Here is a 23,226-nt window from a genome sequence, read left to right as displayed (position 1 = left end):
CTTCGCAGGGCAAAGCCGCTCAAGCTGAACAATCCTTGCCTTAACCATAACACTGGGCTTTGCCACCGGCCGCCGCAATGGAAACCATTCGTTAAGGTTAACGGCCATCCACAGGGTCGCGAGAGCGGCAGCGAATTGGGCGACGGCCCTTAGTTGATCGGCGGGTAGAGCGTATCGATGATCATGCGCGCATCATGGCGGGAATCGATCATGCCATAGGTATTGCGCCACTGGCCGGCGAGGCGCGTTTCGACGAAGGCGTCGGCGATCCGCCCTGCCCCCAGCCTGCGAAGCTCTGCTGCCGCTGCCGACAATGCCAATTGCTCGGTCAAGAGCCGCGCCGAGCCCTCGTCGGTTGCAGCGACCTGCATTGCCGCCTTGAGCACGCCGACGGTGCCGCGTCCGCCGGCGCCGAGATCGCGGTCGATGCCGGCCAGCACGTCATCGAACAGGCCGGGTGCACGCCCCAGCACACGTAGCACGTCGAGCGCCATGACGTTGCCGGATCCCTCCCAGATCGCGTTGACCGGAGCTTCGCGATAGTAGCGGGCGAGCGGCCCCTCCTCGACATAGCCATTGCCGCCGAGGCACTCCATCGCTTCATAGAGCAGCGGCGGCGCAATCTTGCAGACCCAGTATTTGACGACCGGCGTCATGGCGCGGGCGAAGGCCGCCTCGCCGCGGTCGCCGGCCGCCTCGTCGAAGGAGCGCGCCAGCCGGAACGACAGCGCGGTAGCGGCGGCAACGTCGAGCGCCATATCGGCCAGCACACGCTCCATCAGCGGCTGCTCGATCAGATTGGTTCCAAACACCTTGCGGTGGCGCGTGTGGTGGACGGCCTCGGCCAGTCCGGCCCGCATGATCGCCGATGAGGCGACGGCACAGTCGAGCCGCGTCAGGGTCACCATGTCCATGATCGTCTTCACGCCCGCGCCGGGCTCGCCGACCATCTCGCCGATGGTATTGACGAATTCCACCTCCGACGAGGCATTGGATCGGTTGCCGAGCTTGTCCTTCAGCCGTTGAAAACGGAAGCCGTTGCCGGATCCGTCGCCGAGCAGGCGGGGAACGAGAAAGCACGACAGTCCCTCCGGCACCTGTCCGAGCACCAGGAAGGCATCCGACATCGGCGCCGACATGAACCATTTGTGGCCGGTCAGGCGATAAAACCCGCTGCCCGCGCGCTCGGCCCTGGTGACGTTGGCACGGACATCAGTGCCGCCTTGCTTCTCGGTCATGCCCATGCCGAGCGTCAGCCCGGCTTTTTCGACCGGAGGCTTTTGGCTTTGATCGTATTTGCGCGTCGTCACCCGAGGCGCCCATTCGCGAAACAGCTTCGGGCTGGCCATCAGCGCTGCCAGCGAAGCGCTGGTCATGGTGATCGGGCAGAGATGCCCGGTCTCGAGCTCAGCCGTGAGGTAAAAGCGTGCAGCGCGCACCTGGTGGCGGCGGCCGATCTCGGCGTCGCCATTCTCCCAGACCGACGAATGCAGCCCGTTGGCAACAGAGCGGCGCATGAGCGCGTGATAGGCGGGATGGAACTCGACCTGGTCGATGCGCCGGCCCTGGCGGTCATGGGTCCTGAGCTTCGGCATCTCGACATTGGCAAGACGGGCCAGTTCCTGCGCCTCATGGGTCAGAACGAAACGGCCAAGCCCGTCGAGGTCCTTGCGCACCGGATCGGAAAAGCGCTCGGCAAGCTGGATCAGCAACGGATCGCCCCGCCAGGCGTTACCGCCGGCCAGCGGCGGCGGCTGGTTGGTCACGTCGTCAGTCACGCTTCGTCCTTATCACCTGAAGGCTGCGAATCCAAAGCCAAGGCGGTTTATAGCCTATGGCCAGCGGCGCGCGACGAAAATACCGGGGAGAACCAATCCAATCCCAAGCCGGTGCTTGCAGCCGCGGAGCCTCCCCCCTATAGCAGCGACTTGAGATGACCGACGCATCGTCCCTGCCGCTTTATCCCCACCGCCATCTTCTGGGCATCCGCGATCTTTCCCCTGCCGACATCGAGCTTCTGCTCGACCGGGCGGACAGGGCCGTTGCCATCTCGCGGCAGTCGGACAAGAAGACATCCACGCTGCGCGGCCGCACCCAGATCAATCTCTTCTACGAAGCCTCGACCCGTACGCAATCGTCATTCGAGCTGGCCGGCAAACGGCTCGGCGCCGACGTCATGAACATGTCCGTAGCGAGTTCGTCGGTGAAAAAGGGCGAGACGCTGATCGATACGGCGATGACGCTGAATGCCATGCGTCCCGACATATTGATCATCCGCCATCAATCGGCCGGCGCGGCAGCACTTCTTGCCCAAAAAGTCGGCTGTTCGGTGGTCAATGCCGGCGACGGCGCCCATGAGCACCCTACCCAGGCGCTGCTCGACGCACTAACCATCCGCCGCGTCAAGGGTCCGTTGTCGAAGCTGATCGTGGCGATCTGCGGGGACATCCTGCATTCGCGCGTGGCCCGCTCCAACATCATCCTGCTCAACGCGCTTGGTGCCCAGGTCAGGGTCGTCGCCCCTTCGACGCTTTTGCCCGCCGGCATCGAGAAGATGGGCGTCATCGTCACCCGTTCCATGGCCGAGGGTCTGAAGGACGCCGACGTGGTGATGATGCTGCGCCTGCAGCGCGAACGCATGGAAGGCGCTTTCGTACCGTCGGTGCGCGAATATTTCCGCTATTTCGGCCTCGACGCGGAGAAGCTGAAGGCGGCCAAGGACGGTGCGCTGGTCATGCATCCCGGCCCGATGAACCGCGGCGTCGAGATCGCCTCCGAGATCGCCGACGGCCCGCAAAGCGTTATCCAGGAACAGGTTGAGATGGGCGTCGCCGTGCGCATGGCGGTTATGGAAGCGCTGCTCGACCCCCGTCGAAATCACGAGGGCCGCGCCTGATGAGCATAACGGTCTTCCGCCGGGCCCACATCGTCGACCCGTCGCGCGGCGTCGATGAGGTCGGCACCGTCATCGTCGAAGGCCGCAAAATCGTTGCCGCCGGCAAGGCGGCCTTGAACCAGGGCGCGCCCGACGGCGCCACCATCATCGACTGCGCCGGCAAGACTATCATCCCCGGATTGATCGACGCGCGCGTCTTCATCGGCGAACCCGGCGGCGAACACCGGGAGACCATTGCTTCGGCGAGCATCGCTGCGGCGGCCGGCGGCGTCACCTCAATCGTCATGATGCCCGATACCGACCCGGTGATCGACAATGTCGCACTGGTCGAGTTCGTGCTGCGCACCGCCAAGGACACCGCAATCGTCAACATCTTGCCGGCAGCAGCGATCACCAAGGGGCTGGAAGGCCGCGAGATGACCGAATTCGGCCTGCTGCGCGAGGCCGGCGCGGTCGCCTTCACCGATGGCCGGCATTCTATTGCCAGCGCGCTGGTGATGCGCCGCGCGCTGACCTATGCGCGCGATTTCGGTGGCGTCATCGCGCATGAAACCCAAGACGCCGACCTCGCTTCGGCCGGCGTGATGAACGAAGGCCTTTACGCAAGCTGGCTTGGCCTTGCCGGCATTCCGCGCGAAGCCGAATCGATCCCCCTGGAGCGCGATCTCGCGCTGGCTCGGCTGACCGGCGGCGCCTATCACGCTGCCAAGATTTCGACGGCTATGGCGGCAAACGCGGTAGCGCGCGCAAAAGCCGATGGCGCCAACGTCACCTCAGGCGTGTCGATCCACAATCTGTCGCTCAACGAGAATGATGTCGGCGAGTACCGCACCTTCTTCCGGCTGACGCCGCCGCTGCGCGCGGAGGAAGACCGGCTGGCGATGATCGAAGCGATCAAGGACGGCACCATCGATCTCATCGTCTCCTCGCACGACCCGCAGGACGTCGACACCAAGCGCCTTCCCTTTGCCGATGCCGCGGCCGGCGCCATCGGCCTGGAAACGCTGCTAGGCGCAGCGCTGCGGCTCTATCACAATGGCGACGTGACGCTGCTCCGCCTGGTCGAGACACTGTCGACCGCGCCGGCAAGATTGTTCGGCCTGCCCGGCGGCACGCTGAAACCGGGGGCATTGGCCGACCTTTCGCTCGTCGATCTGGACGAGCCATGGGTCGTCAGCGAGAGCGGCATCCGCTCACGCTCGAAAAACACCTGTTTCGAAGGCGCGCGACTGCAAGGCAAGGTCTTGCAAACAATGGTGGCGGGCCGCACAGTGTTTTCGGCCTAGGACGAAAACAGGCGTCACGGCTTAAAATCCGCTCAGCCAAGGAAAGTTCGGGGGAACAATGGCTTACAGTCCCGTCTTGGCATTGGTGTTCGGCTATCTTCTCGGCTCGATCCCGTTTGGCCTGCTGATCACCCGTGCCGCCGGCCTCGGCGACGTGCGCAACATCGGCTCCGGCAACATCGGCGCCACCAATGTGCTGCGCACCGGCAACAAGAGCTTGGCCGCGGCCACGCTTCTGCTCGACGCCCTTAAAGGCACCGCGGCGGTGCTGATCGCAGGCCGCTTTGCGCCCGAGCTCGGACTTTGGGCCGGCTTCGGCGCGTTTTTAGGTCATCTCTTTCCGGTCTGGCTCGGCTTCAAGGGGGGCAAGGGTGTCGCCACTTACCTTGGCGTGCTGATCGGCCTTGCCTGGCAGGCGGCGCTGATCTTCGCCGTCGTCTGGCTGGCGGTGGCTTTCCTGTTCCGCTACTCCTCGCTCGCCGCGCTGACGGCAGCAGTCGTGGTGCCCATGGCACTGTATTTCCTGAGCACGCCGCAGATTGCCGGGCTTTTCGCGGCGATGAGCCTAATCGTCATTGTAAAGCACCGCGGCAACATTGCGCGGCTGCTTGCCGGCACCGAGGGTAAGATCGGGGCCAAGGAGTGAGCGAGCCCGACGCTGGGCCGCGCCTCAGCGACCGACAACGGCTGAGCTGGCTTCGTCTGATCCGCACGCCGAATGTCGGCCCGGCTTCCTTTCGCGACCTGATCAACCGGTTCGGTTCGGCCGAAGCAGCGCTATCGATGCTGCCCGAGCTGATGATTTCGGGTGGCGCCAAAAAAATCGTCCGCATCCCGTCCGTTGCCGAGACCGAGGCGGAGTTGGAGACCGCCCGGCGGGCTGGCGCCCGCTTCGTCGGCATCGGCGAAGCGGATTATCCGCCGCTGATGAAAAGCATGGATCATCCGCCGCCGCTGCTCGCGGTCAGGGGCAATAGCGCGGTGTTCCGCTTGCCAGCGGTCGCCATCGTCGGCGCTCGCAACGCATCGCTGGCCGGCATCAAGATGGCGCGGATGCTGGCGGCGGATCTCGGCCGCGACGGCTATGGCATCGTCTCCGGCCTGGCGCGCGGCATCGATACGGCCGCGCACCAGGGCAGCCTTGCGACTGGCACAATCGGCGTGCTCGCCGGCGGCCTCGATTTGCCCTATCCGCCCGAAAATGCCGGCCTGTGCGACGAGATTGCCGAGCGCGGCGGCGCCATCATCTCCGAAATGCCGTTTGGCTGGCAGCCGCGCGCGCAGGATTTCCCGCGCCGCAACCGGCTTGTCGCGGGTGCTGCATTAGGGCTGGTGGTGGTCGAGGCCGCACAGCGCTCCGGCTCACTGATCAGCGCCCGGCTTGCCGGCGAGATGGGCCGGCTGGTCTTTGCCGTTCCCGGTTCGCCGCTCGATCCGCGCGCTGCCGGCGCCAATGGCCTGCTCAAGGACGGCGCAACCCTTGTCACCGAGGCCGCCGATATCACCAGTGCGATCGCCCCGCTGGTCGGCGCCTGGGCCCCAAGGACATCGCCGCTTGAGGAGCCGCCCGACTTTTCGGCAACGCCGCCGCCGCGCGAGGACGACCGCGACCGCGTCGCCGAGGCGCTCGGCCCGACGCCAGTGGCGGTAGACGAGATCATCCGCCACACCGGCCTGCATCCCGCTCAAGTGTTCATGGTGCTGCTGGAGCTCGACCTCGCCGGACGTCTCGAACGCCATCCCGGCGGCAACGTCTCACTGATCTGACCGAGAGCTTGCGCATGTCACGGCAAGCAATCCCGACGTGATCCCGATGGCCGATCCGAGCAACAAACCAAAGCAGACGCTGTTCACTCGTACGACGGCCCTCGTCTGGTCAGCGCTGAGCGTCATGCTGGCGCTGCAATGGTCCGCCGATCTCGGCATGCTGGGTTTTCCTGATGGCTACATAACGCCCTTCGCAAGAGCGACCAGCACGCTTCTGGGCATTCTGACCGCAGCCTGCATGGCCCAGGGTCTCTACTTTTTCCTGGCCGGCGTGTTCGGCAGAAAGGTAAGCGCCGTCGGTCTTTGCCTGCAAATCCTTGCCGCAGCAGTTCTCACCGTGGTGCCAGTGCTTACCGTGAAGGATTGTCCGCATTCACAGCTGTGCAGCAGAGCCTACGAGGCACTCACCGGCACAATGATGGACGATGGGGCGGGCGGCTAAAGCCACTGCATGCGTTCGGCACGAGGTTGTCACCCATGTCTTAGGTACAATCTGTTACCTATGTCTCCGGGTTGGACAATCTTGATTTTGGTGAGCGCGATGGGATTCGAACCCATGACCTACTGATTAAAAGGCCGTAGTAAATCAGCAGAAAATAAGGCGTTGCGCGTTACATGCGCCATTTGTGCGCCATGGAACACGCGGCAAGGCTCGTTAATTCGCGTAAAGTTGGTCCGCAATCCTGTCCATCGCATCAGAATGGGTCTCGCTTGGAAATAAGTGTCCGTAGCGGTTCATCGTAATCGAGTACGTCGCATGACCGGCCAGCGTCTGTACCGCTTTTGGCTGTAGCCCTGCCTCAATCCATGTCGAAACCGCAAAGTGGCGAAGAGCGTGCCAGCCGATATCTTTGACCTCGGCCTTCGCGATGAGTGGCCCCCAACGGCGCTTGTCGAAATTGGTGTGGCGAGTGAAGCTCCCTGATGAATCGGGAAACACGAAATCATCGTCGCCAGCCTTCGTTTTCTTGCGACGTGCAGCGAGGTCATCGGTCAGCGTCTTACTCAATGGAACGGTACGCTTACCGGCGTCTGACTTTGTGGTGTCGAAATCCCCGAAGGCGTCGACCCGCTCTTCTACCGTGACGGTGCGCTTCTTGAGATCCAAGTGACGCCAACGCAATGCCCACTGTTCGCTAGCCCGCAATCCGGTCGACGCTGCGAATTTGATGCGTAGTTCAAGGTCGTTCAACTCAGCCGCACGCGTCTTGAACTTTGCATCCGCCTCTGGCCCGAAGCCTTTGGGCGCCTCTGGCTCCCATGTCCTCGCGGCTTTAAGCACGGCGGCAAGATCGGCTTTGGATGGCGGCACGACCTTCTCGCTGCCCTCCCCGCGCTTTGCCGTCACACGAACACCTTTGGCGGCATTCGTAGCCACCCAGTCCTCGCCAACGGCATGAGCCAGAGCGCGGGAAAGCGCACCGACGACACGGCGGATGGTTGGGATGCCAACTTCGGCCTCCCGCAACTTGTCCACAAGTTCATTGACTGAGCGAGTGGTGAGTTCGGAGAGCTTGGTGCTGCCGAGTTCGGGCTCGACGTGAGTACGAAGCTGACCGCTGGTATTGCGCAGATACATCGTAGTGCATTCGCCTCGCCCGTGCCGCTTCTCGAGATGCTTGATATAGGAGTCGATCGCGTCCTTGACGGTCTTGGTCCTCGCTTCCGCGCGGAATGCGCCCTTGCTGATCTGACCTTCGACATCCACCCGCTTGGCTTCGGCTTCGCGTTTCTTGGCGAACTGCTCCTTATGCCGTTCGCCTTTCTTGTCGGTATAGGCGAGCACCCAGGCTTCGCGTTGCTCACCCTTGCCGGTCTTCCATTTGCGCTTCGTGATCGTTGCCATGATTCGCCTCTGACATACTGATGTTATGGCGCATGGTAATATCGTGGAACATGGGGAAGAACAAGGTAATGCCCGTAATTTTTGTTATCGTTTGAAATCAATGGCATAACATTACTTTAGCACCGGCTAATTCTCTCCAGCCCAATATCTATAGTGCGGAAGGGCAATTTCGCCCGACCACAACGGAGGGATCATATGAACGACAACAATCCAGACCTGCTTATGGGTGCCGACGCTATAGCGCGATTTCTCGGCATCACCAGACGGCAGGCTTATCGCCTCGTCTACGACGGCCTGCTTCCAAGTTTCAAACTTGGCGGAACGGTTTCAGCTCGTCGTTCCTCACTGACTGCCTGGCTGGCGGAAAAAGAAGCCGCGGCAGCATAACCACCAACCTCAATAGGAAAACCACGATGCACATTTTCAACGCGCGGCCTGTCAACAAGCCGGCGAATGCGGCCGGATTCAGAGGCATCGGACGATTCAATTTGCAGATCACACCGGACGTCACGCTTTACGACCTAACCCTAGTCGAGTCCCCATTTGGGAGACTGCTGCTACACGCCCCGCCGACCGTATACGACGCGCCGTCCATGAGCCTGGCACCCACACTGAGGCAGGAAATCATCGAGCGTGCGACAATGATCTTTAAGGATGAAATCAATAATGACCGCGCAGCAGCAGCCTAAACATTTCAACGAAAGTGATCGCGTTGCGCATCGCACCTTCGGCGTCGGAACGATCATAGACGATCGGGATCGGCCGAAATATCGCATCCAATTCGACACGGCAGGCGATAAGCGCGTTATCGCGGCCTTCCTAAATCCGCACCAAGACGAGCCTGTCGCGGCGAACGATAACGGTCTGCCATTCATCAATCCGGCAGACTGGCACGGCCTGCCCGTGCCGACACGCGAATGGTTCCTCGGCGGGCTCATCCCTAAGCGGCAGGTGACCATCCTTAACGGCGATGGCGGCGTCGGGAAGTCACTGCTCGCGTTGCAAATCAGTGCGGCTAGCGCCATGGGATGCCAGACGATCGGCATGCAGCCAATGGCGGGCCGTGTCATGTACCTCGGCGCGGAAGACGAGGCGGACGAGTTCCATAGGCGGCTGGCCGATATCACGTATCAGCATCACCGCCAGATGAGCGACCTGTCCGATTTTCGGCTTATCCCGATGGCTGACCGCGACGCTTTGCTAGCCGTGCCCGATAAGGCTGGCGTCATGCAGCCAACCGACAACATGGGCAAACTGGTCGAAAGACTGGCCGAGTTCCGCCCTGGCTTTTTGGTGTTGGATACGTCCGCAGACCTTTTTGGCGGAGATGAGATCAAACGCAACCACGTCAGGCAGTTCATCGCGATGCTTCGTAAGCCTGCCATTCAATTGGACATGTCAGTGCTACTGCTTTCGCATCCATCCATTCAGGGCATGCAAAGCGGCACGGGCTCGTCAGGCTCGACGGCATGGAACAACTCCGTGCGTTCGAGGCTCTATCTGACGAAGGGCACTGACGACGAGGACATGCGCATTCTCACGACGAAGAAGGCGAACTATGGCAAGACCGGCTCGGAGATTAAAGTGCGCTGGCAGGACGGCGCTTTTGCGTTGGACGACGGCAAGCCATCACCAGTGGCAGGGCTGCTGAATAAGAGAGCCGATGATGTCTTCATGGCTGTCCTCGCCAAATTTGCAGAGCAGGGCGTGAACGTCAGTGCAAATACGGGTCCGACCTACGCACCGTCGAAAATTGCCGGTCATCCTGACGCCAAGGGCACGTCTAAGAGGCAGCTTGTTGACGCAATGGCGCGCATGTTCGACGCGGGCCGTATCAAGATGATCACGGAAGGCTCGGCATCCCGTATGCGCAGCCGACTGGCGATCAACTAAGCGATTTCCAATCGCCCTTCCAATTGGCTTCCAATCGCCTTCCAACCCCTTCCAATCGATGTGTGTGAATATACCCCTATAACCCCGCATCGGTTGGAAGCGACCGACGCCGGTTGGAAGACCGGCTGTCGCTTGCCAACCTAAACGAAATCCAGAGGAGAGAACCAATGAAAGCATTCAATCATGAGCACCAACGCAATTTCTATGCAGCCTTTCGAAGCCGTGTACGCCGTGCGCCAGATGGGCGGCGGTGAGCATTGGCTGCCGTGTACCGTCGTTGGCGTCATGCCACCCGAGAGTGTTGCAGGCTACGGCAAGTTCCTGATCCTCACTGAGGATGAAGACGGTGTGCTGACTGTCGACGTCGCTGATGCTGTGACGCGCTCTGATGGCTAGCTGGCCGTACAACACAGCGGCTTGGCAGCGGTTGCGCGCTGCCAAGCTGTCCGACCAGCCCCTTTGCGAGGCGTGCTTGCGCCGGGAAGTCGTCACGCTGGCCCATGCCGTCGACCACGTGGTTGCCATTGCTAAGGGTGGCGATGCATTCCCTCCGCTTACTGGTTTGATGGCGATGTGCGAGCCGTGCCACAATGCCAAGACCAACGCCGTCGACCATCCCAACGCGTCGGGCTTTAGGCGGGCGCTGAAGGGCTTCGATGCGGAAGGCAACCCGCTAGACCCGGAAGGCTGGACCGCACCAGCGGCCCGCCCTGCCCTGCCTGTGGCCCATCCCCACGAACCCCGGGGCTTCGCAGGACGGCCGATCGATCGGCCGAGACCGGCGTCCCCCAAGAACAAGTACTTACTTTCATGTGAGGAAACAAAAATATGGGTCTGAGGGGCATCGGCGCAAAGCCGAAAGCGGCCCGCGAAGCCGCAAATGATAACCTCCGCAAACGCCTTCCATGGGAGAAAAAAGGGCTGTCACGGGCCGAGCGCGTCATCGCGTTCTGCGAGGACATGCCTATCACGCAAGGCAAGCTCGCCGGCACGAAAATGAAGCTTCGCCAATGGCAAAAGGACTTCATTCTGGAGGTGTATCGCGAGGATGCGGACGGCAACCGTCCTGTGCGGACAGCAGTGCTGTCTATGGGCAGAAAGAACGGCAAGACCGGCTTGATTGTGCCGCTTGCACTCTGCCACCTCGCCGGCCCTGAGGCCGAGCCGCGCGGCGAGTGCTATTCGGCCGCCAACGACGTCTCGCAATCCGGCCGGGTCTTCTCCGAGATCGTCGCCATCCTGAATGCGCACCGGGAGCTTGATGCACGCTGCAACGTCGTGAGATTCCGAAAGGAAATTGAGGTGCTATCCGGTCAAGGCGCCGGTTCGCTCTACAAGGCCCTTTCCGCAGACGCCACGACCAAGCACGGCTTGTCGCCATCGTTCATCGTCTATGACGAGCTAGGCCAGGCGACGAAGCGCGATCTATTCGAGGCGCTGGATACCGCCATGGGGGCACGCGACAATCCGCTGATGGTTGTCATCTCGACGCAGGCGGCGAGCGACCACGCGCCTATGAGCGAGCTTATCGATTACGGCCTGAAGGTGAATGCCGGCGAAGTTCAGGATCCGACGTTTCACCTGACCTTGTATGCCGCGCCGGAAGGTGCTGACCCTTGGTCGCTCGAAACTTGGAAGCTCGCGAATCCGGCTTTGGGCGATTTCCGTTCCCTGCCCGATGTGGAACGGCAAGCCGCACAAGCGCAGCGCGTGCCGTCCAAAGAAAACGCCTTCCGCAATCTCATCCTGAACATGCGCGTTGCGGCGCACGTCCGGTTTATTGCGGCGGCAGAATGGCGGGCTTGCAACGGCCCGGTCGATATCGAGGCGCTGAAGGGGCGGACGGCGTTTGGCGGTTTGGATTTGAGCGCGGCACGCGACCTTTCTTGCTGGCTCTTGGTGTTCCCGAATGACGACGGGACGTTTGACGTGTTGCCGCGGTTCTTCCTCCCGGAAAGCGGCATTGGCGACAAGTCGGAAGCCGACCGCGTTCCGTATGACCTATGGGCAAAACAGGACTTCCTGACCTTGCTACCCGGCAAGACAATCGACCCCGGCTTTATTGCCGAAGCCATGGCCGAAGACGCGGCCCGTTTCGACATCCATGCCGTGGCGTATGACCGCTGGCGCATCGAGGATTTGAAGCGCGAGCTTGCCGCGATCGGCATGGAAATGAACCTCGTTCCCCATGGGCAGGGCTTCCGCGACATGTCGCCTGCGGTCGACGTTCTCGAGCGGGCTGTGGCGGAAGGCAAGTTGCGGCATGGCGGCAATCCGGTGCTGCAAATGTGCGCGGCAAATGCCGTCATTACGAAAGACGCGGCGGGCGGCAGGAAGCTGGACAAAGCAAAAGCGGCGGGCCGTATCGATGGACTCGTGGCGCTCGCCATGGGACTAAGCGTTGCGTCGCGGCACGAGCCGGAAAGCCTGCCGGCGTGCTTGATGGATTTGGCAGCCTAAAGGCGAATTAGCGGGACAAGACGCTGTCGATTCTACCCTTGAGGTATTTCTGAAAATCCGCTGCCTTAATTTTATGGAAGCTATCCGCCTGATCCGTGCCGACGACCTTATATGCATCACCCCAACCATCTTCAGAGGGCTGCCTTGCTTCTATCCACGCGTTCTCGTCTTCCCCCGTGCAGATTGCGAAGATGTGCGAGCGAAATCCTCCCCTGCTCTCCCATGGGTTAACAGTGAAAGTGACCTCATTCACCATTCCTGATTTGAGTTGCCTCTGCGTGACTTGATTGCTGAAGTCGATTCTGATGTGACCGTCCAAGTCCGATTTTGCTTCTTGTAATTCAGGGAGAATTGTCTGCTCAAGCCATGCCTTTCCATCCACCAAGCTCGCCGCCTGACGCTCTTTCTTCTGAATAGCATCGGCTTTGGCTTTATTTTCGGCATCAGCTTTAGCGGCCAACTGCTTCTCAAGGTGTTCTTTGTAGCCGGACATTCCGAAACTCCCCCGTTGAAGCGGTCAGTTTGACATGCTTGTCAGAGTCGGCGCAACCATCATAGGCCACGCGGCGGCTTCGGCTTCCGCGTTGTTTTTCTGCGCTATCGGTACATACCGTTGCAAATATGACACACTTTTTGGTAACGAATTGTTACACCGCTGTAACAAAAGTGCGATTTCGTGATAATTTCTTGCGCTATCGCATTAACTATAGCGAGTAAGCTTTTGCTTTAACACAGGAAAATCGTCTGTGTCGAGTTATCACGTATATATATGAGGGGTAGTGCCGCTTTCCCGTTTGAGCTTACAGTATTGTGAGGGTACGCCGCTTTCCGCCCTTCTCATGGTGTATATGAAAAAGGGGAAGCGTCCCTTTTCGCAAAGTTCTTCGGAGTACGTTGGGAAGGGTACGGAAAGCGTCCTGGTGCGCACCACATTCCCCTCCCGCGCCTATAGATAGGTAGAGCAATCTCCCTCCTCATTCCAGCCGTCCCCTCGGGGCGGCTTTTAGTTTGCCCAAAAATCAATCTTACAATCGAAAGGAGCCAGCAACATGCCGGCCTTTGAAGAACGCTGCTTCACGGTAGAAGAAGCGGCTCGCCTGGCCGGTATTCGGCGCGGCAATCTGGACGTGATGATTCATCGCCTGAAAGATGGCGCGGAATGCCTGTTCGCTGGCAAGCGTGGCGGCAGGCGATGGTTCTCCATGAAGGACATCGCCGTGCTTGCGGTAGCGCGCGAACTTGAGCGAAGCGGGATGGTATTGCTTACCGCCGTCGCGACTGCCTACGAGCACCTACAGGCGCTGCCCGACCCGGACGCCATTCTTGTTGTGCCGGCTGGCACGGTAAGCGCCAGAAGTGGCCGGATCATCGCCGATCGCGACGTGGCGCGGCTGCTTATCGAGAAATCACAAATTCTAATTCCGATCGGCCAAATAGCCGGGCGGATAACCGATGCGTGTTCGGAGCTTTACCTCCGCGCCGCATGACCAGTCGGACCATGGCCGACTTCTAGCTGGGGCTGCCTGCGGGCGGCCTTTTTCATATCCAAATTTGGAGACTACTTTGAACATTCATCACCTTCAGGAAAACCGTTCTGCCAAGATTGCCGAGATGCGCGCCCTGGGCGACGACCTCGACGGCAGCAAGGCTGAACGGTTCGACGCTCTGGAAGGCGAGATTCGCGCCCTTGACGCCAAGATCGCCCGCGCGGCGAAGCTGGCCGACTTCGAGCGGCAGGCCGAAACCGTCGACAATCGCTTCGATGCCGAAACCCGCGAATTCAGCGTGACCAAAGCCCTTCGCGAAGGTCCGGATCATCTTTCCGGCCGTGAGCGCGAAGTCCACCAGGAACTCGCCAAAGGCCGTGAAACCCGCGGCGTTATGGTGCCGACTTCCCTGATCCTTGGCGAGACGCGCGCCATGCTCACCAGCGGTTCGTCGGGTAATACGGTCGCCACCAATCTTGGCGGGATGATCGATCGGCTGAAGCCGACCCTTGCGGTCCAGCGCCTTGGCGCCACGGTGCTTTCCGGCCTGACCGGCAACCTTGATCTGCCTCGCCTGACTGGCGGCCCGAGCGCTTATTGGATTGCGGAAGACGGCAGCACGACTCCATCGGACTCGACCTTCGACAAGATCAGCCTGTCGCCGAAGACGGTCAGCGGCGAAATGTATCTGTCGCGCCGGCTGGTGCTGCAGAACTCGGTTGCGCTCGAGAACGTCTTGCGTTCCGACCTTGCGTTTGTGCTTGGTCAGGCGCTCGACAAGGCCGCCATCGCGGGCACTGGTGCTTCTAACCAGCCTTCCGGCGTGACCACGCAGGTTACGGAATCGGCCACTGCTTCGACCGCCTATTCCGACATCGCGGCCGACCTTATCGCCGATATCGAGGCCGATAATGTCGACGGCACGGGCGGCTTTCTGTTCGACAGCTATGTGCAGAACATCCTTCGGAAACTGAAGGAGACGTCGACCACGTTGCCGATTCCGATCGCAACCACGCTGCACGGCGAACCGTCTGTGATGACGAACAACGTGCCGGTTGTCGCGACGGAGCATCCGTTCATCTACGGTGTGTGGAGCAACCTGATCCTTGCCTATTGGTCGGGAATCGATCTGCTCGCCAACCCGTACAAGGATGCCAGCAAGGGCGGCCTGTGGCTGCACGCCTTCCTCGATGCGGACATCGATCTGCGCCATCCTGAGGCGTTCGCCTGGAAGGGCGTTGCCTAAGCCATGAGCGTAATCACCCTTGCGGAAGCAAAGGCGCATCTTCGTGTAACTAACACTGACGATGACACCTATCTGCAGGGCTTGATTGACGCGACCGAGGCGTACGTTTCAAAGGTGGGGGTGGCTGTTGCCGCCCCCATTGACGCCCCGGTTCGGCAAGCCTGCTACCTGCTGATTTCCCATTTCAACGAACACAGAGAAGCTGCGACCGACGCACCGCCGAAGGCCATCGCCTATGGCGTCGACGCGTTGCTGTCGCCTTACCGCGCATGGGAGGTCTAAATTGGAAAAAAGACACGCAACAGAGCTTCGAGCCGAGGGGCGGAAGCTCACCGGCTATGCCGCAACGTTCGGCACGGAAGCGCGCATCACCGACTTCCATGAAACCATTGCTGCCGGTGCGTTCCAGCGCTCGCTTGCGGCCAGCAAAGACATCCTGGCCCTTGTCGACCACGACACCGGCAAGGTGCTTGCGAGGACAGCCGCAGGAACGCTGCAGCTTGCCGAGGACGAGCGCGGCCTAAAGTTCGCGATCGAAGTTCCGCAGACCACGCTTGGAAACGACATCCTTGCGATGGCGGCCAGTCGCAACCTCGGCGGTATGTCGTTCGGCTTCTCGGTGCCGGAAGGCGGCGAGGAATGGCGCGGCGACAAGCGAACGCTGCGGAACGTCACGCTGCATGAGATTTCGGTTGTTCAGTCCTTCCCGGCCTATGACGGCACGTCTGTTTCAGCTCGGTCCCGACAGAAGCGCACCACGGCGGCCCGTAGGCTGGCCAGATTGGAGCTTGAAAATGTGGCCGTTTAAGAAAGCTGAAACACGCATCGTCTCATCGGATCCATATCTTGGCGAATTCCTCGGCGCTCGCTTTGTTGCTCGCGCCGATATCGAAAAGGCAAGCGGCTTGGCCGTGGCGCATAGGTGCGTATCGGTCATTGCCGAGAACCTGGCCGGCGTTCCGCTGGTGCTCTACCGTAAGACCGAAAATGGCGGACGCGAGCCTGCTACCGACCATCCGCTTTATACCGTGATGAGCGATGAGATCGCGCCTGGCGTGTCGGCCTTCGATGGTCGGGAATGGCTGCTGGCCAGCCTGCTCGTGTACGGCAATGCGTTCGCCAAGATCGTGCGCAACGGCCGCGGTCAGGTGACGGCGCTCGTGCCGCTAATCACTGGCGCGGTCACGATTGAACAGCTTCCCGCGTTCAAGGTCCGCTATCAGTATCAGCCGATCTACGGGCCGGCCGAGACCATCTTGCAAGACGAGATGCTGCACATCCGCTATCGCTCGATGGATGGCATCGTCGGGCGATCGCCAATCCAGATTGCGGCAGCGACCTTCGGGCTGGCTGTCGCGCAAACGGACCAGGCAGGCGCGGCCGCGGAGAACGCGTTCAGACCGAGCGGCATCCTGACCTTCCCCGACAAGCTATCGACCGGCACGGGCACGGGCACCAAAGACGACGTGCTGACGAAGTTCCGCGCCAAGTTCATTGGTCAGCTTAAGGCTAATGACCCGATCGTTCTGGATGGCGGCGCCACGTGGTCCAATATTTCGTTTTCTGCGAAAGACAGCGAATTCTTGGAATCTCGCAAGCTATCGAACCTCGACATCGCCCGCGTGTACGGAGTGCCGCCTACCGTGGCCGGCATTGTTGATAACGCGACTTACAGCAATGTCGACGGCGAATCCCGCGCTCTGGTGCAGCGCTGCCTGGCGCCTATGGCAAGGCGTGTCGAGTCCGCCATGATGATCGCGCTTCTGTCGCCGGAAAGCCGTAAGGGCCTGCTATTGGAGCATGACCTCGATGGACTTTTGCACGGCGATATCGTCGCTCGTTACAACGCATACCGCGTTGGCCGTGAAGGCGGATGGCTGTCCGTCAACGAAATCAGGCAGACCGAGAATATGGCGAAGATCAAGGATGGCGACAGTTACGTCCAGCCTTTGAACTATGGGGCTTTGGGCGCCGCGAACGATAACAAGGCGAAGATCGATGACAGCCGGGCAGCTTAGAGAATCGGTCACGCTGGAGCAGCGCCAAGAGGTCGATGACGGCCACGGAAATACCGTATCGTCGTGGGTTCCTATCGCGACGGTCGCGGCCCGCATTATCTTCATGCGCGGCAATGAGCAGGTGCTTGCCGATCGGCTGGCCGGCATACAGCCGGTCATCTTCACGCTTCGCTATAGCAGCCAGACCGGCCCGCTAACGACGGATTGGCGACTGGTCGACGCTAGGACCAGCGAGGCGTTCGCCATCAAGAGTATCGTCGCTGACGAGCGGCGAGCCTATCTGCAGGTGCTTTGTCAGAGGGGCGTAGCGACATGACAAAGCCGCACAATCCCAAAGGCGGGAAAGCCAAGACGGAGAAGGCGGCACGCAATCAAGGTTCCGCGCTTCGCCGTATCACGGCACCGAAGAAGGAAAAGCTGGACGACGGCCTGCGGCGATTCCTGAAGACGGGCTGACCATGCGCCATTCATGCGCCAACGAATCCCGGCTAATGCTTGGAAAAGCCCGTAATTCTGGGAAATTCCGGTAAACCGCGATGGCGCATGAATTCCGCTGGTTTTCTGTGCTAAGTGCTTGATTTTGTTGGTGAGCGCGATGGGATTCGAACCCATGACCTACTGATTAAAAGTCAGTTGCTCTACCGGCTGAGCTACGCGCTCCCGCGGGCTCAGAAAGGCCGCCCTCGAAATTGCGCGGAACATAGGGAGAGTGCCTCTGCCGGTCAACCGGAAAAAGACGGCTCGCAAACCGGACTGTCCTGCAGTGTCATCATGCCTTGCGGAGCGCTTCGGCGTCGACGGAACGGCCTCGTTCTCGCGCAAGACCGAAGCTCGCCCTCTATGCCGACAAAGGCAAGCAGCAAATCGGAAGAACCTTTGCGGATCAGCAGCTTGGGATTTTTGGCGGAACAATTTGCGCAGCCTGCCCGTTTCCCGCGATAAGGGACATGCGTTTCAAGGAGAAGACCATGAATAGGATCATGTCGGGCCTGCTGGCGACCACTCTTTCGATCTCATTCGCTGCCGCGGAGATCGTGCCAGTCAACGCTCAGCCCAGCTATGCGCCCCCGGCCCAGGGGCTCACCTCGAATATCCAGACCGTCCAGTACGAGCCGTGGCGGAGGCACCGGAATTTCAATCGCGATTTCTCGCGTCGCGATTTCCGTCGCAATTTTGCGCGTGACGACGGCATGTACTGGCGTGGCCATCGCGGCTATCGCGAATATCGTCGCGGCTATCGCCGTCACGGCGACTTCTGGTTCCCGCTGGCTGCGTTTGCTACCGGAGCGCTGATTACCGGCGCGATCGTCAACCAGAATCGTGTCTATCGTGGCGATGCCCACGTGCAGTGGTGCTATGACCGTTATCGGAGCTATCGCGCTTCTGACAACACTTACCAGCCCAATTACGGTCCGCGCCGGCAGTGCCGGTCGCCTTACTGAGTCCCAGATTAGAGGCTGGAAGCCCGCGCCCGAAACGGCGCGGGTTTTTCATTAGTGCGAATCCCGGGCATCGGGGCATCCCTGCCTATTGCGTACTTAGCGTCCTGCGCACAGCGTGGCGCCAACCGGCCAGCTTGGCCGCACGTGTCGAAGCATCCATGTCCGGCTTGAACCGGCGCTCGAGCGCCCAACTCCTGGCGAATTCCCGCGCCTTCGGCCAGACACCGGCCTTCGAGCCGGCCAGCCATGCCGCACCAAGCGCGGTCGTCTCGAGAATTGTCGGCCGGTCTACCGGCGCATCGAGAATGTCGGCCAGCCGCTGCATGGTCCAGTCCGACGCCACCATGCCGCCATCGACCCTGAGGACGGTCTTGGCCGAGGCGGCCTTCCAGTCCTTGCGCATGGCGTCAAGCAGGTCGCGTGTTTGGAACGCAACGGATTCCAGTGCCGCGCGGGCAAATTCCGCCGGCCCCGAATTGCGGGTCAGCCCGAAGATGGCGCCGCGCGCCTCGGCATCCCAGTGCGGTGCGCCGAGCCCGACGAAAGCCGGCACCAGATAGACGTTCTGCGTTGGATCGGCTTCCGCCGCCAATTTGCCGCTCTGCTCGGCCTTGCCGATCACTTTGATGCCGTCCCGCAGCCATTGCACGGCGGCGCCGGCGATAAAGATCGAGCCCTCCAGCGCATAGGTGGTCTTGCCGTTCAGCCTGTAGGCGATGGTGGTCAAAAGCCGGTTCCTAGAACGCACCAGATCGCTTCCGGTGTTGAGCAGCGCGAAGCAACCGGTGCCGTAGGTGGATTTCATCATGCCCGGTTCGAAACAGGCCTGGCCGATCGCCGCCGCATGCTGGTCGCCGGCCACACCGAGGATTCTGATCTCTGCACCAAACAGGCTTTTGTCGGTGATTCCAAAATCATCGGCACAATCCTTCACCTGCGGCAGCATTCTTGCAGGTATGCCGAAAATGGCCAGCAGCTCGTCGTCCCAAGCGTTTTGTTCGATGTTGTAGACCAGTGTGCGTGAGGCATTGGTGGCGTCAGTGGCGTGGACCCTGCCGCCAGTCAGGCGCCAAATCAGGAAACTGTCGATGGTGCCAGCCAGCAGTTCGCCCTTCTCGGCGCGTTTTCTGGCGCCCTTCACCTTGTCCAGCATCCAGGCGATCTTGGTGCCGGAGAAATAGGGATCGAGCAGCAGGCCGGTCTTTTTCGTGAATTTCTTCTCCAGCCCCAGCTTCTTCAGTTTCTGGCATAGCGGCGCGGTGCGGCGGTCCTGCCAGACAATCGCGTTGTGGATCGGCTTGCCGGTCTCCTTGTCCCAGATGACGACGGTTTCGCGCTGGTTGGTGATGCCGATCGCGGCGACTTCCGCTGCGTTGCGGCCGGCTGTCTTCAGCGCGGCGTTCACCGTTTCCACGACGCTTGCCCATATCTCCTCGGGATTGTGCTCGACCCAGCCGGAGGCCGGATAATATTGGGTGAATTCCTTTTGCCCGCTGCCGACGACCATCATCTTGTCGTCGAACAGGATCGCCCGGCTCGATGTCGTCCCCTGGTCGATTGCAAGGATATATCCGGTCATTCTCTCTCCCGTCGAAGCGACTTCAAGGTGCAACGATGTCTCGACGCCGGATGGCGCGGAGCCGTTCACGCAAACAGGGGAGACGGCAACATGCCGCCTCCCCTGAGCATGGCGATGCGGGCGCGGACGCCCGCATCAAACGGTCCTATTGCTGCCAGCTCTTCACCAGCTCGTCGTAGTTGATGGTGACCGGCTTTTCCTTCTCGTTCTCGATCTTGAGCTGAGGAGCGAGATTGCCCTTCTTGACCGCGTCCGCATTCCAGTAGGCGAGGTCATGCTCTTCGGCCATCTTCGGGCCAATATCGCCCTGGACGCCCGACTTCTCGATGCGGCTCATCACCTTTTCCTGCTCGGCGCAGAGCGAGTCCATTGCTTCTTGCGCGCTCTTGGCGCCCGACGAAGCATCGCCGATCGCCTGCCACCAGAGCTGTGCCAGCTTCGGATAGTCCGGCACGTTGGTGCCGGTCGGCGACCACTGGACGCGTGCCGGCGAGCGGTAGAACTCGATCAAGCCGCCGAGCTTTGGCGCACGTTCGGTGAAGCTCTTGTCGTGGATCGTGCTCTCGCGGATGAAGGTCAGGCCGACATGGCTCTTCTTCACATCGACCGTCTTCGAGGTGACGAACTGCGCGTAGAGCCAGGCGGCCTTGGCGCGGTCGGTCGGCGTCGACTTCATCAGCGTCCAGGAACCGACGTCCTGATAGCCGAGCTTCATGCCGTCCTTCCAGTAGACGCCATGCGGCGACGGCGCCATGCGCCACTTCGGCGTGCCGTCGTCGTTCAGCACCGCCTTGGCGCTGGCGTCGACCATGCTGGCGGTGAAGGCGGTGTACCAGAAGATCTGCTGGGCAACCGCGCCCTGCGCCGGAACTGGCCCCGATTCGGAGAAGGTCATGCCTTGGGCTTCCGCCGGTGCATAGGCCTTCAGCCAATCGAGGTACTTCTGGATGGCATAGACGGAAGCCGGACCATTGGTGTCGCCGCCGCGCGCCGTGCAGGAACCGACCGGACGCGAATTCTCGTCGACCTTGATGCCCCATTCGTCGACGGGCAGACCGTTCGGAATGCCCTTGTCGCCATTGCCGGCCATCGACAGCCAGGCGTCGGTGAACCGCCAGCCGAGCGAGGGGTCCTTCTTGCCATAGTCCATATGGCCGTAGACCTTCTTGCCGTCGATCTCACGCCCGGTGAAGAACGCTGCAATGTCCTCATAGGCCGACCAGTTCACCGGCACGCCAAGGTCGTAGCCGTATTTGGCCTTGAAGTCCGCCTTGTTCTTCTCGTCGTTGAACCAGTCGTAACGGAACCAGTAGAGGTTGGCGAACTGCTGGTCGGGAAGTTGGTAGAGTTTCTTGTCGGGCGCGGTGGTGAACGAAGTGCCGATGAAATCCTTCAGGTCGAGATTCGGGTTGGTGACATCCTTGCCGTCGCCTGCCATCCAGTCGGTCAGGTTGCGCACCTGCTGGTAGCGCCAGTGCGTGCCGATCAGATCGGAATCGTTGACCCAGCCGTCATAGAGGTTCTGGCCGGTCTGCATCTGGGTCTGGATCTTCTCGACGACGTCGCCTTCCTGGATGACGTCATGCGTAACCTTGATGCCGGTGATGGCCGTAAAGGCCGGCGCCAGCACCTGCGATTCATACTGATGCGTGGCGATGGTTTCGGAAACCACCTTGATATCCATGCCGGCGAAAGGTTTCGCGGCATCGATGAACCATTGCATCTCGGCTTCCTGGTCGGCGCGCGAAAGCGTCGAAAGGGGCCCGATTTCCTTATCGAGGAAGGCCTTGGCCTCGTCCATTCCGGCATAGGCATTGCTTGCCCCGAGCAATAGGACAAGCGCAGTTGTTGATGTCAAGAATTGCCGTCGCATGTATTTCCTCCACTGTTAAAGTTCAAAGTGCGATCTGGATCGGCGGCCGGCACGCCGCCGTTCCAACAGTTTCCCCCTCTATACGTAGCGGAACACGCCGACGGCGTAGACCACGGAGAGAGCGAGAGCCCACCACAGATTGGGTCCGACTAGACCCAGCCAAGCGAGATGGATAAAGGCGCTGCCAAGCAGCGACAGGAACAGGCGGTCGCCACGCGTCGTTTCGAACCGCAGCACGCCGACGCGCGGATTGCCGCCCGGCGAGACGTATTCCCACACCGCCATGCCGCAAAGCAGCAGAAAGATGGTTCCAAAGAAGGCCGCGGTCGGCCACGTCCAAGCCATCCACGAAAAATCGAGGTTGGACGAGAGGTTAAATCCCCACAGGCGGATATTAGCCGGATCGCTGAAGCCTACCGTTATTGCCACGAAATCGATTTGAAGTGCCACCCAGGCCACGACGACTAGGGCGAGAAGCAGCACGGCCCACCACCATGGGCTTCTGTCGACCTGCTCCATCATACCCTCCCCAGGGCAAAGCCCTTGGCGATGTAGTTGCGCACAAACCAGATGACGAGCGCGCCAGGAATCAGCGTCAGCACGCCGGCTGCGGCGAGCAGCCCCCAATCCATGCCGGCGGCCGAAACGGTGCGGGTCATGGTCGCGGCGATCGGCTTGGCATCGGTTGTCGTCAGCGTACGGGCGATCAAGAGCTCCACCCACGAGAACATGAAGCAGAAGAAGCACGCCACGCCGATGCCGCTCGCAATCAGCGGCATGAAGATCTTGATGAAGAAGCGCGGGAACGAATAGCCGTCGATATAGGCGGTCTCGTCGATCTCCTTGGGTACGCCCGACATGAAGCCTTCGAGGATCCACACCGCCAGCGGCACGTTGAACAGGCAATGCGCCAGAGCCACGGCGATGTGGGTGTCGATAAGGCCGAAGGCCGAATAAAGCTGGAAGAATGGCAGCGCGAACACCGCCGGCGGCGCCATGCGGTTGGTCAGCAGCCAGAAGAACAGATGCTTGTCGCCGAGGAAGCGATAGCGCGAAAAGGCATAGGCAGCAGGCAGTGCCGCAGCCACCGAAATCACCATGTTCATAACCACATAGGTGATCGAGTTGATGTAGCCCGAATACCAGGACGCGTCGGTGAAGATGGTGCGGTAATTCGCCAATGTCGGTGCGTGCGGGTAGAGCGTCAGCGACGAGACGATCTCGCCATTGGTCTTGAAGCTCATATTGATGAGCCAGTAGATCGGCAAAAGCAGAACGATGATGTAGAGCGTCGGCACGATCCACCACCAACGCGACTCCTCGCCGCGACGGCGCATCAGCCGTGCGATCTCGTCCTGCCGTAGCGTGCTGGCGAGCCCTTCCGAAGCTGTCGTCTCGCTCACCCTATCGGCTCTCTCTTCGGTGCGGCTCAT

General features: G+C 60.8%; 26 protein-coding genes and 1 tRNA gene. 19 read left to right on the top strand and 8 right to left on the bottom strand.

From position 1 onward, the window contains the following. Window positions 1–149: 149 nt before the first annotated feature. Window positions 150–1,778 (bottom strand): DNA alkylation response protein, encoded by a 1,629-nt coding sequence (locus NKI24_RS07005; protein WP_352744103.1) that lies wholly within the window; start codon window positions 1,776–1,778, stop codon window positions 150–152. Window positions 1,779–1,933: 155 nt separating this feature from the next. Here NKI24_RS07005 and NKI24_RS07000 point away from each other — a divergent pair, with 155 nt between their 5' ends. The 5 genes from NKI24_RS07000 to NKI24_RS06980 are packed head-to-tail and all read left to right on the top strand — an operon-like array spanning window position 1,934 to window position 6,391. Continuing rightward, entirely contained in the window at window positions 1,934–2,896 is a 963-nt protein-coding gene (locus NKI24_RS07000; RefSeq protein WP_352448791.1) for an aspartate carbamoyltransferase catalytic subunit, read from the top strand. After that, window positions 2,896–4,182 carry a dihydroorotase gene (locus NKI24_RS06995; protein WP_352448790.1) on the top strand — a complete coding sequence of 429 codons (1,287 nt, stop codon included), beginning with the start codon at window positions 2,896–2,898 and terminating at the stop codon, window positions 4,180–4,182. The genes NKI24_RS07000 and NKI24_RS06995 overlap by 1 nt, the downstream gene beginning before the upstream one ends. A 58-nt stretch (window positions 4,183–4,240) precedes the next feature. Beyond that, complete coding sequence (plsY, locus tag NKI24_RS06990) at window positions 4,241–4,828, top strand: glycerol-3-phosphate 1-O-acyltransferase PlsY (RefSeq protein ID WP_352448789.1); 588 nt, start codon at window positions 4,241–4,243, stop codon at window positions 4,826–4,828. Continuing rightward, window positions 4,825–5,949, top strand: a complete 1,125-nt coding sequence (dprA, locus tag NKI24_RS06985; RefSeq protein WP_352448788.1) for a DNA-processing protein DprA — start codon at window positions 4,825–4,827, stop codon at window positions 5,947–5,949. Before plsY ends, dprA begins: the two co-directional genes overlap by 4 nt. Before the next feature lie 46 nt (window positions 5,950–5,995). Then, window positions 5,996–6,391 (top strand): hypothetical protein, encoded by a 396-nt coding sequence (locus tag NKI24_RS06980; protein ID WP_352448787.1) that lies wholly within the window; start codon window positions 5,996–5,998, stop codon window positions 6,389–6,391. A 213-nt stretch (window positions 6,392–6,604) separates the two neighbouring features. Here the strand turns inward: NKI24_RS06980 and NKI24_RS06975 are convergent, their stop codons facing one another. Then, complete coding sequence (locus NKI24_RS06975; protein WP_352744100.1) at window positions 6,605–7,795, bottom strand: tyrosine-type recombinase/integrase; 1,191 nt, start codon at window positions 7,793–7,795, stop codon at window positions 6,605–6,607. Window positions 7,796–7,990: 195 nt separating this feature from the next. Here NKI24_RS06975 and NKI24_RS06970 point away from each other — a divergent pair, with 195 nt between their 5' ends. The 6 genes from NKI24_RS06970 to NKI24_RS06945 all read left to right on the top strand — a co-directional run bounded on the left by NKI24_RS06970 (window position 7,991) and on the right by NKI24_RS06945 (window position 12,148). Next, window positions 7,991–8,182: a helix-turn-helix transcriptional regulator gene (locus NKI24_RS06970; RefSeq protein ID WP_127397694.1), complete on the top strand. Its 192-nt coding sequence runs from the start codon at window positions 7,991–7,993 to the stop codon at window positions 8,180–8,182. A 26-nt stretch (window positions 8,183–8,208) separates the two neighbouring features. Next, on the top strand, window positions 8,209–8,484 hold the full coding sequence (locus NKI24_RS06965; protein ID WP_352744098.1) for a hypothetical protein: 276 nt from the start codon (window positions 8,209–8,211) through the stop codon (window positions 8,482–8,484). Further along, on the top strand, window positions 8,462–9,688 hold the full coding sequence (locus tag NKI24_RS06960; protein ID WP_352744096.1) for an AAA family ATPase: 1,227 nt from the start codon (window positions 8,462–8,464) through the stop codon (window positions 9,686–9,688). The genes NKI24_RS06965 and NKI24_RS06960 overlap by 23 nt, the downstream gene beginning before the upstream one ends. Before the next feature lie 183 nt (window positions 9,689–9,871). Beyond that, window positions 9,872–10,084, top strand: a complete 213-nt coding sequence (locus NKI24_RS06955) for a hypothetical protein (protein ID WP_352744095.1) — start codon at window positions 9,872–9,874, stop codon at window positions 10,082–10,084. Beyond that, a complete protein-coding gene (locus NKI24_RS06950; RefSeq protein WP_352744093.1) occupies window positions 10,077–10,526 on the top strand; it encodes an HNH endonuclease in 450 nt (149 codons plus the stop codon). The genes NKI24_RS06955 and NKI24_RS06950 overlap by 8 nt, the downstream gene beginning before the upstream one ends. Continuing rightward, complete coding sequence (locus tag NKI24_RS06945) at window positions 10,517–12,148, top strand: terminase large subunit (RefSeq protein WP_352744091.1); 1,632 nt, start codon at window positions 10,517–10,519, stop codon at window positions 12,146–12,148. The genes NKI24_RS06950 and NKI24_RS06945 overlap by 10 nt, the downstream gene beginning before the upstream one ends. Before the next feature lie 7 nt (window positions 12,149–12,155). On the opposite strand, the gene NKI24_RS06940 is transcribed toward NKI24_RS06945, so the two are convergent. Then, window positions 12,156–12,641 carry a hypothetical protein gene (locus NKI24_RS06940; RefSeq protein WP_352744089.1) on the bottom strand — a complete coding sequence of 162 codons (486 nt, stop codon included), beginning with the start codon at window positions 12,639–12,641 and terminating at the stop codon, window positions 12,156–12,158. Between the two features lie 556 nt (window positions 12,642–13,197). Here NKI24_RS06940 and NKI24_RS06935 point away from each other — a divergent pair. From NKI24_RS06935 to NKI24_RS06905, 7 genes are all read left to right on the top strand, one after another. Then, window positions 13,198–13,635 carry a hypothetical protein gene (locus NKI24_RS06935; RefSeq protein ID WP_352744087.1) on the top strand — a complete coding sequence of 146 codons (438 nt, stop codon included), beginning with the start codon at window positions 13,198–13,200 and terminating at the stop codon, window positions 13,633–13,635. Between the two features lie 76 nt (window positions 13,636–13,711). Then, window positions 13,712–14,881 (top strand): phage major capsid protein, encoded by a 1,170-nt coding sequence (locus NKI24_RS06930; RefSeq protein ID WP_352744085.1) that lies wholly within the window; start codon window positions 13,712–13,714, stop codon window positions 14,879–14,881. Between the two features lie 3 nt (window positions 14,882–14,884). Further along, window positions 14,885–15,163, top strand: coding sequence for a head-tail connector protein (locus tag NKI24_RS06925; RefSeq protein WP_352744083.1), 279 nt, complete (start codon window positions 14,885–14,887; stop codon window positions 15,161–15,163). Between the two features lies 1 nt (window position 15,164). Next, window positions 15,165–15,689: an HK97 family phage prohead protease gene (locus NKI24_RS06920; protein WP_352744081.1), complete on the top strand. Its 525-nt coding sequence runs from the start codon at window positions 15,165–15,167 to the stop codon at window positions 15,687–15,689. Beyond that, on the top strand, window positions 15,676–16,899 hold the full coding sequence (locus tag NKI24_RS06915) for a phage portal protein (RefSeq protein ID WP_352744079.1): 1,224 nt from the start codon (window positions 15,676–15,678) through the stop codon (window positions 16,897–16,899). Before NKI24_RS06920 ends, NKI24_RS06915 begins: the two co-directional genes overlap by 14 nt. Further along, window positions 16,880–17,215 (top strand): phage head closure protein, encoded by a 336-nt coding sequence (locus NKI24_RS06910; protein ID WP_352744077.1) that lies wholly within the window; start codon window positions 16,880–16,882, stop codon window positions 17,213–17,215. The genes NKI24_RS06915 and NKI24_RS06910 overlap by 20 nt, the downstream gene beginning before the upstream one ends. Next, entirely contained in the window at window positions 17,212–17,355 is a 144-nt protein-coding gene (locus NKI24_RS06905; RefSeq protein ID WP_352744075.1) for a hypothetical protein, read from the top strand. The genes NKI24_RS06910 and NKI24_RS06905 overlap by 4 nt, the downstream gene beginning before the upstream one ends. A gap of 128 nt (window positions 17,356–17,483) precedes the next feature. Here NKI24_RS06905 and NKI24_RS06900 read toward each other — a convergent pair. Further along, window positions 17,484–17,559: transfer RNA gene (locus NKI24_RS06900), tRNA-Lys, on the bottom strand. Between the two features lie 308 nt (window positions 17,560–17,867). Here NKI24_RS06900 and NKI24_RS06895 point away from each other — a divergent pair. After that, on the top strand, window positions 17,868–18,341 hold the full coding sequence (locus NKI24_RS06895; RefSeq protein ID WP_352744256.1) for a BA14K family protein: 474 nt from the start codon (window positions 17,868–17,870) through the stop codon (window positions 18,339–18,341). Window positions 18,342–18,426: 85 nt separating this feature from the next. Here NKI24_RS06895 and glpK read toward each other — a convergent pair whose 3' ends face one another. The 4 genes from glpK to NKI24_RS06875 all read right to left on the bottom strand — a co-directional run bounded on the left by glpK (window position 18,427) and on the right by NKI24_RS06875 (window position 23,226). Further along, window positions 18,427–19,920: a glycerol kinase GlpK gene (glpK, locus tag NKI24_RS06890; protein ID WP_352742658.1), complete on the bottom strand. Its 1,494-nt coding sequence runs from the start codon at window positions 19,918–19,920 to the stop codon at window positions 18,427–18,429. A gap of 145 nt (window positions 19,921–20,065) precedes the next feature. Continuing rightward, the gene (locus tag NKI24_RS06885; protein WP_352682868.1) at window positions 20,066–21,793 is read right to left on the bottom strand and encodes an ABC transporter substrate-binding protein; all 1,728 of its coding nucleotides are present in this window, start codon (window positions 21,791–21,793) and stop codon (window positions 20,066–20,068) included. Between the two features lie 78 nt (window positions 21,794–21,871). Then, on the bottom strand, window positions 21,872–22,138 hold the full coding sequence (locus NKI24_RS06880) for a DUF2160 domain-containing protein (protein WP_031193610.1): 267 nt from the start codon (window positions 22,136–22,138) through the stop codon (window positions 21,872–21,874). A 173-nt stretch (window positions 22,139–22,311) separates the two neighbouring features. After that, complete coding sequence (locus tag NKI24_RS06875) at window positions 22,312–23,226, bottom strand: carbohydrate ABC transporter permease (protein WP_352448784.1); 915 nt, start codon at window positions 23,224–23,226, stop codon at window positions 22,312–22,314.

This window comes from Mesorhizobium sp. M0701 (genome assembly GCF_040320365.1).
Lineage (GTDB): Bacteria > Pseudomonadota > Alphaproteobacteria > Rhizobiales > Rhizobiaceae > Mesorhizobium.
Note: the sequence above shows the minus strand (reverse complement) of the source record. Positions and strands in the feature narration are given on the sequence as shown.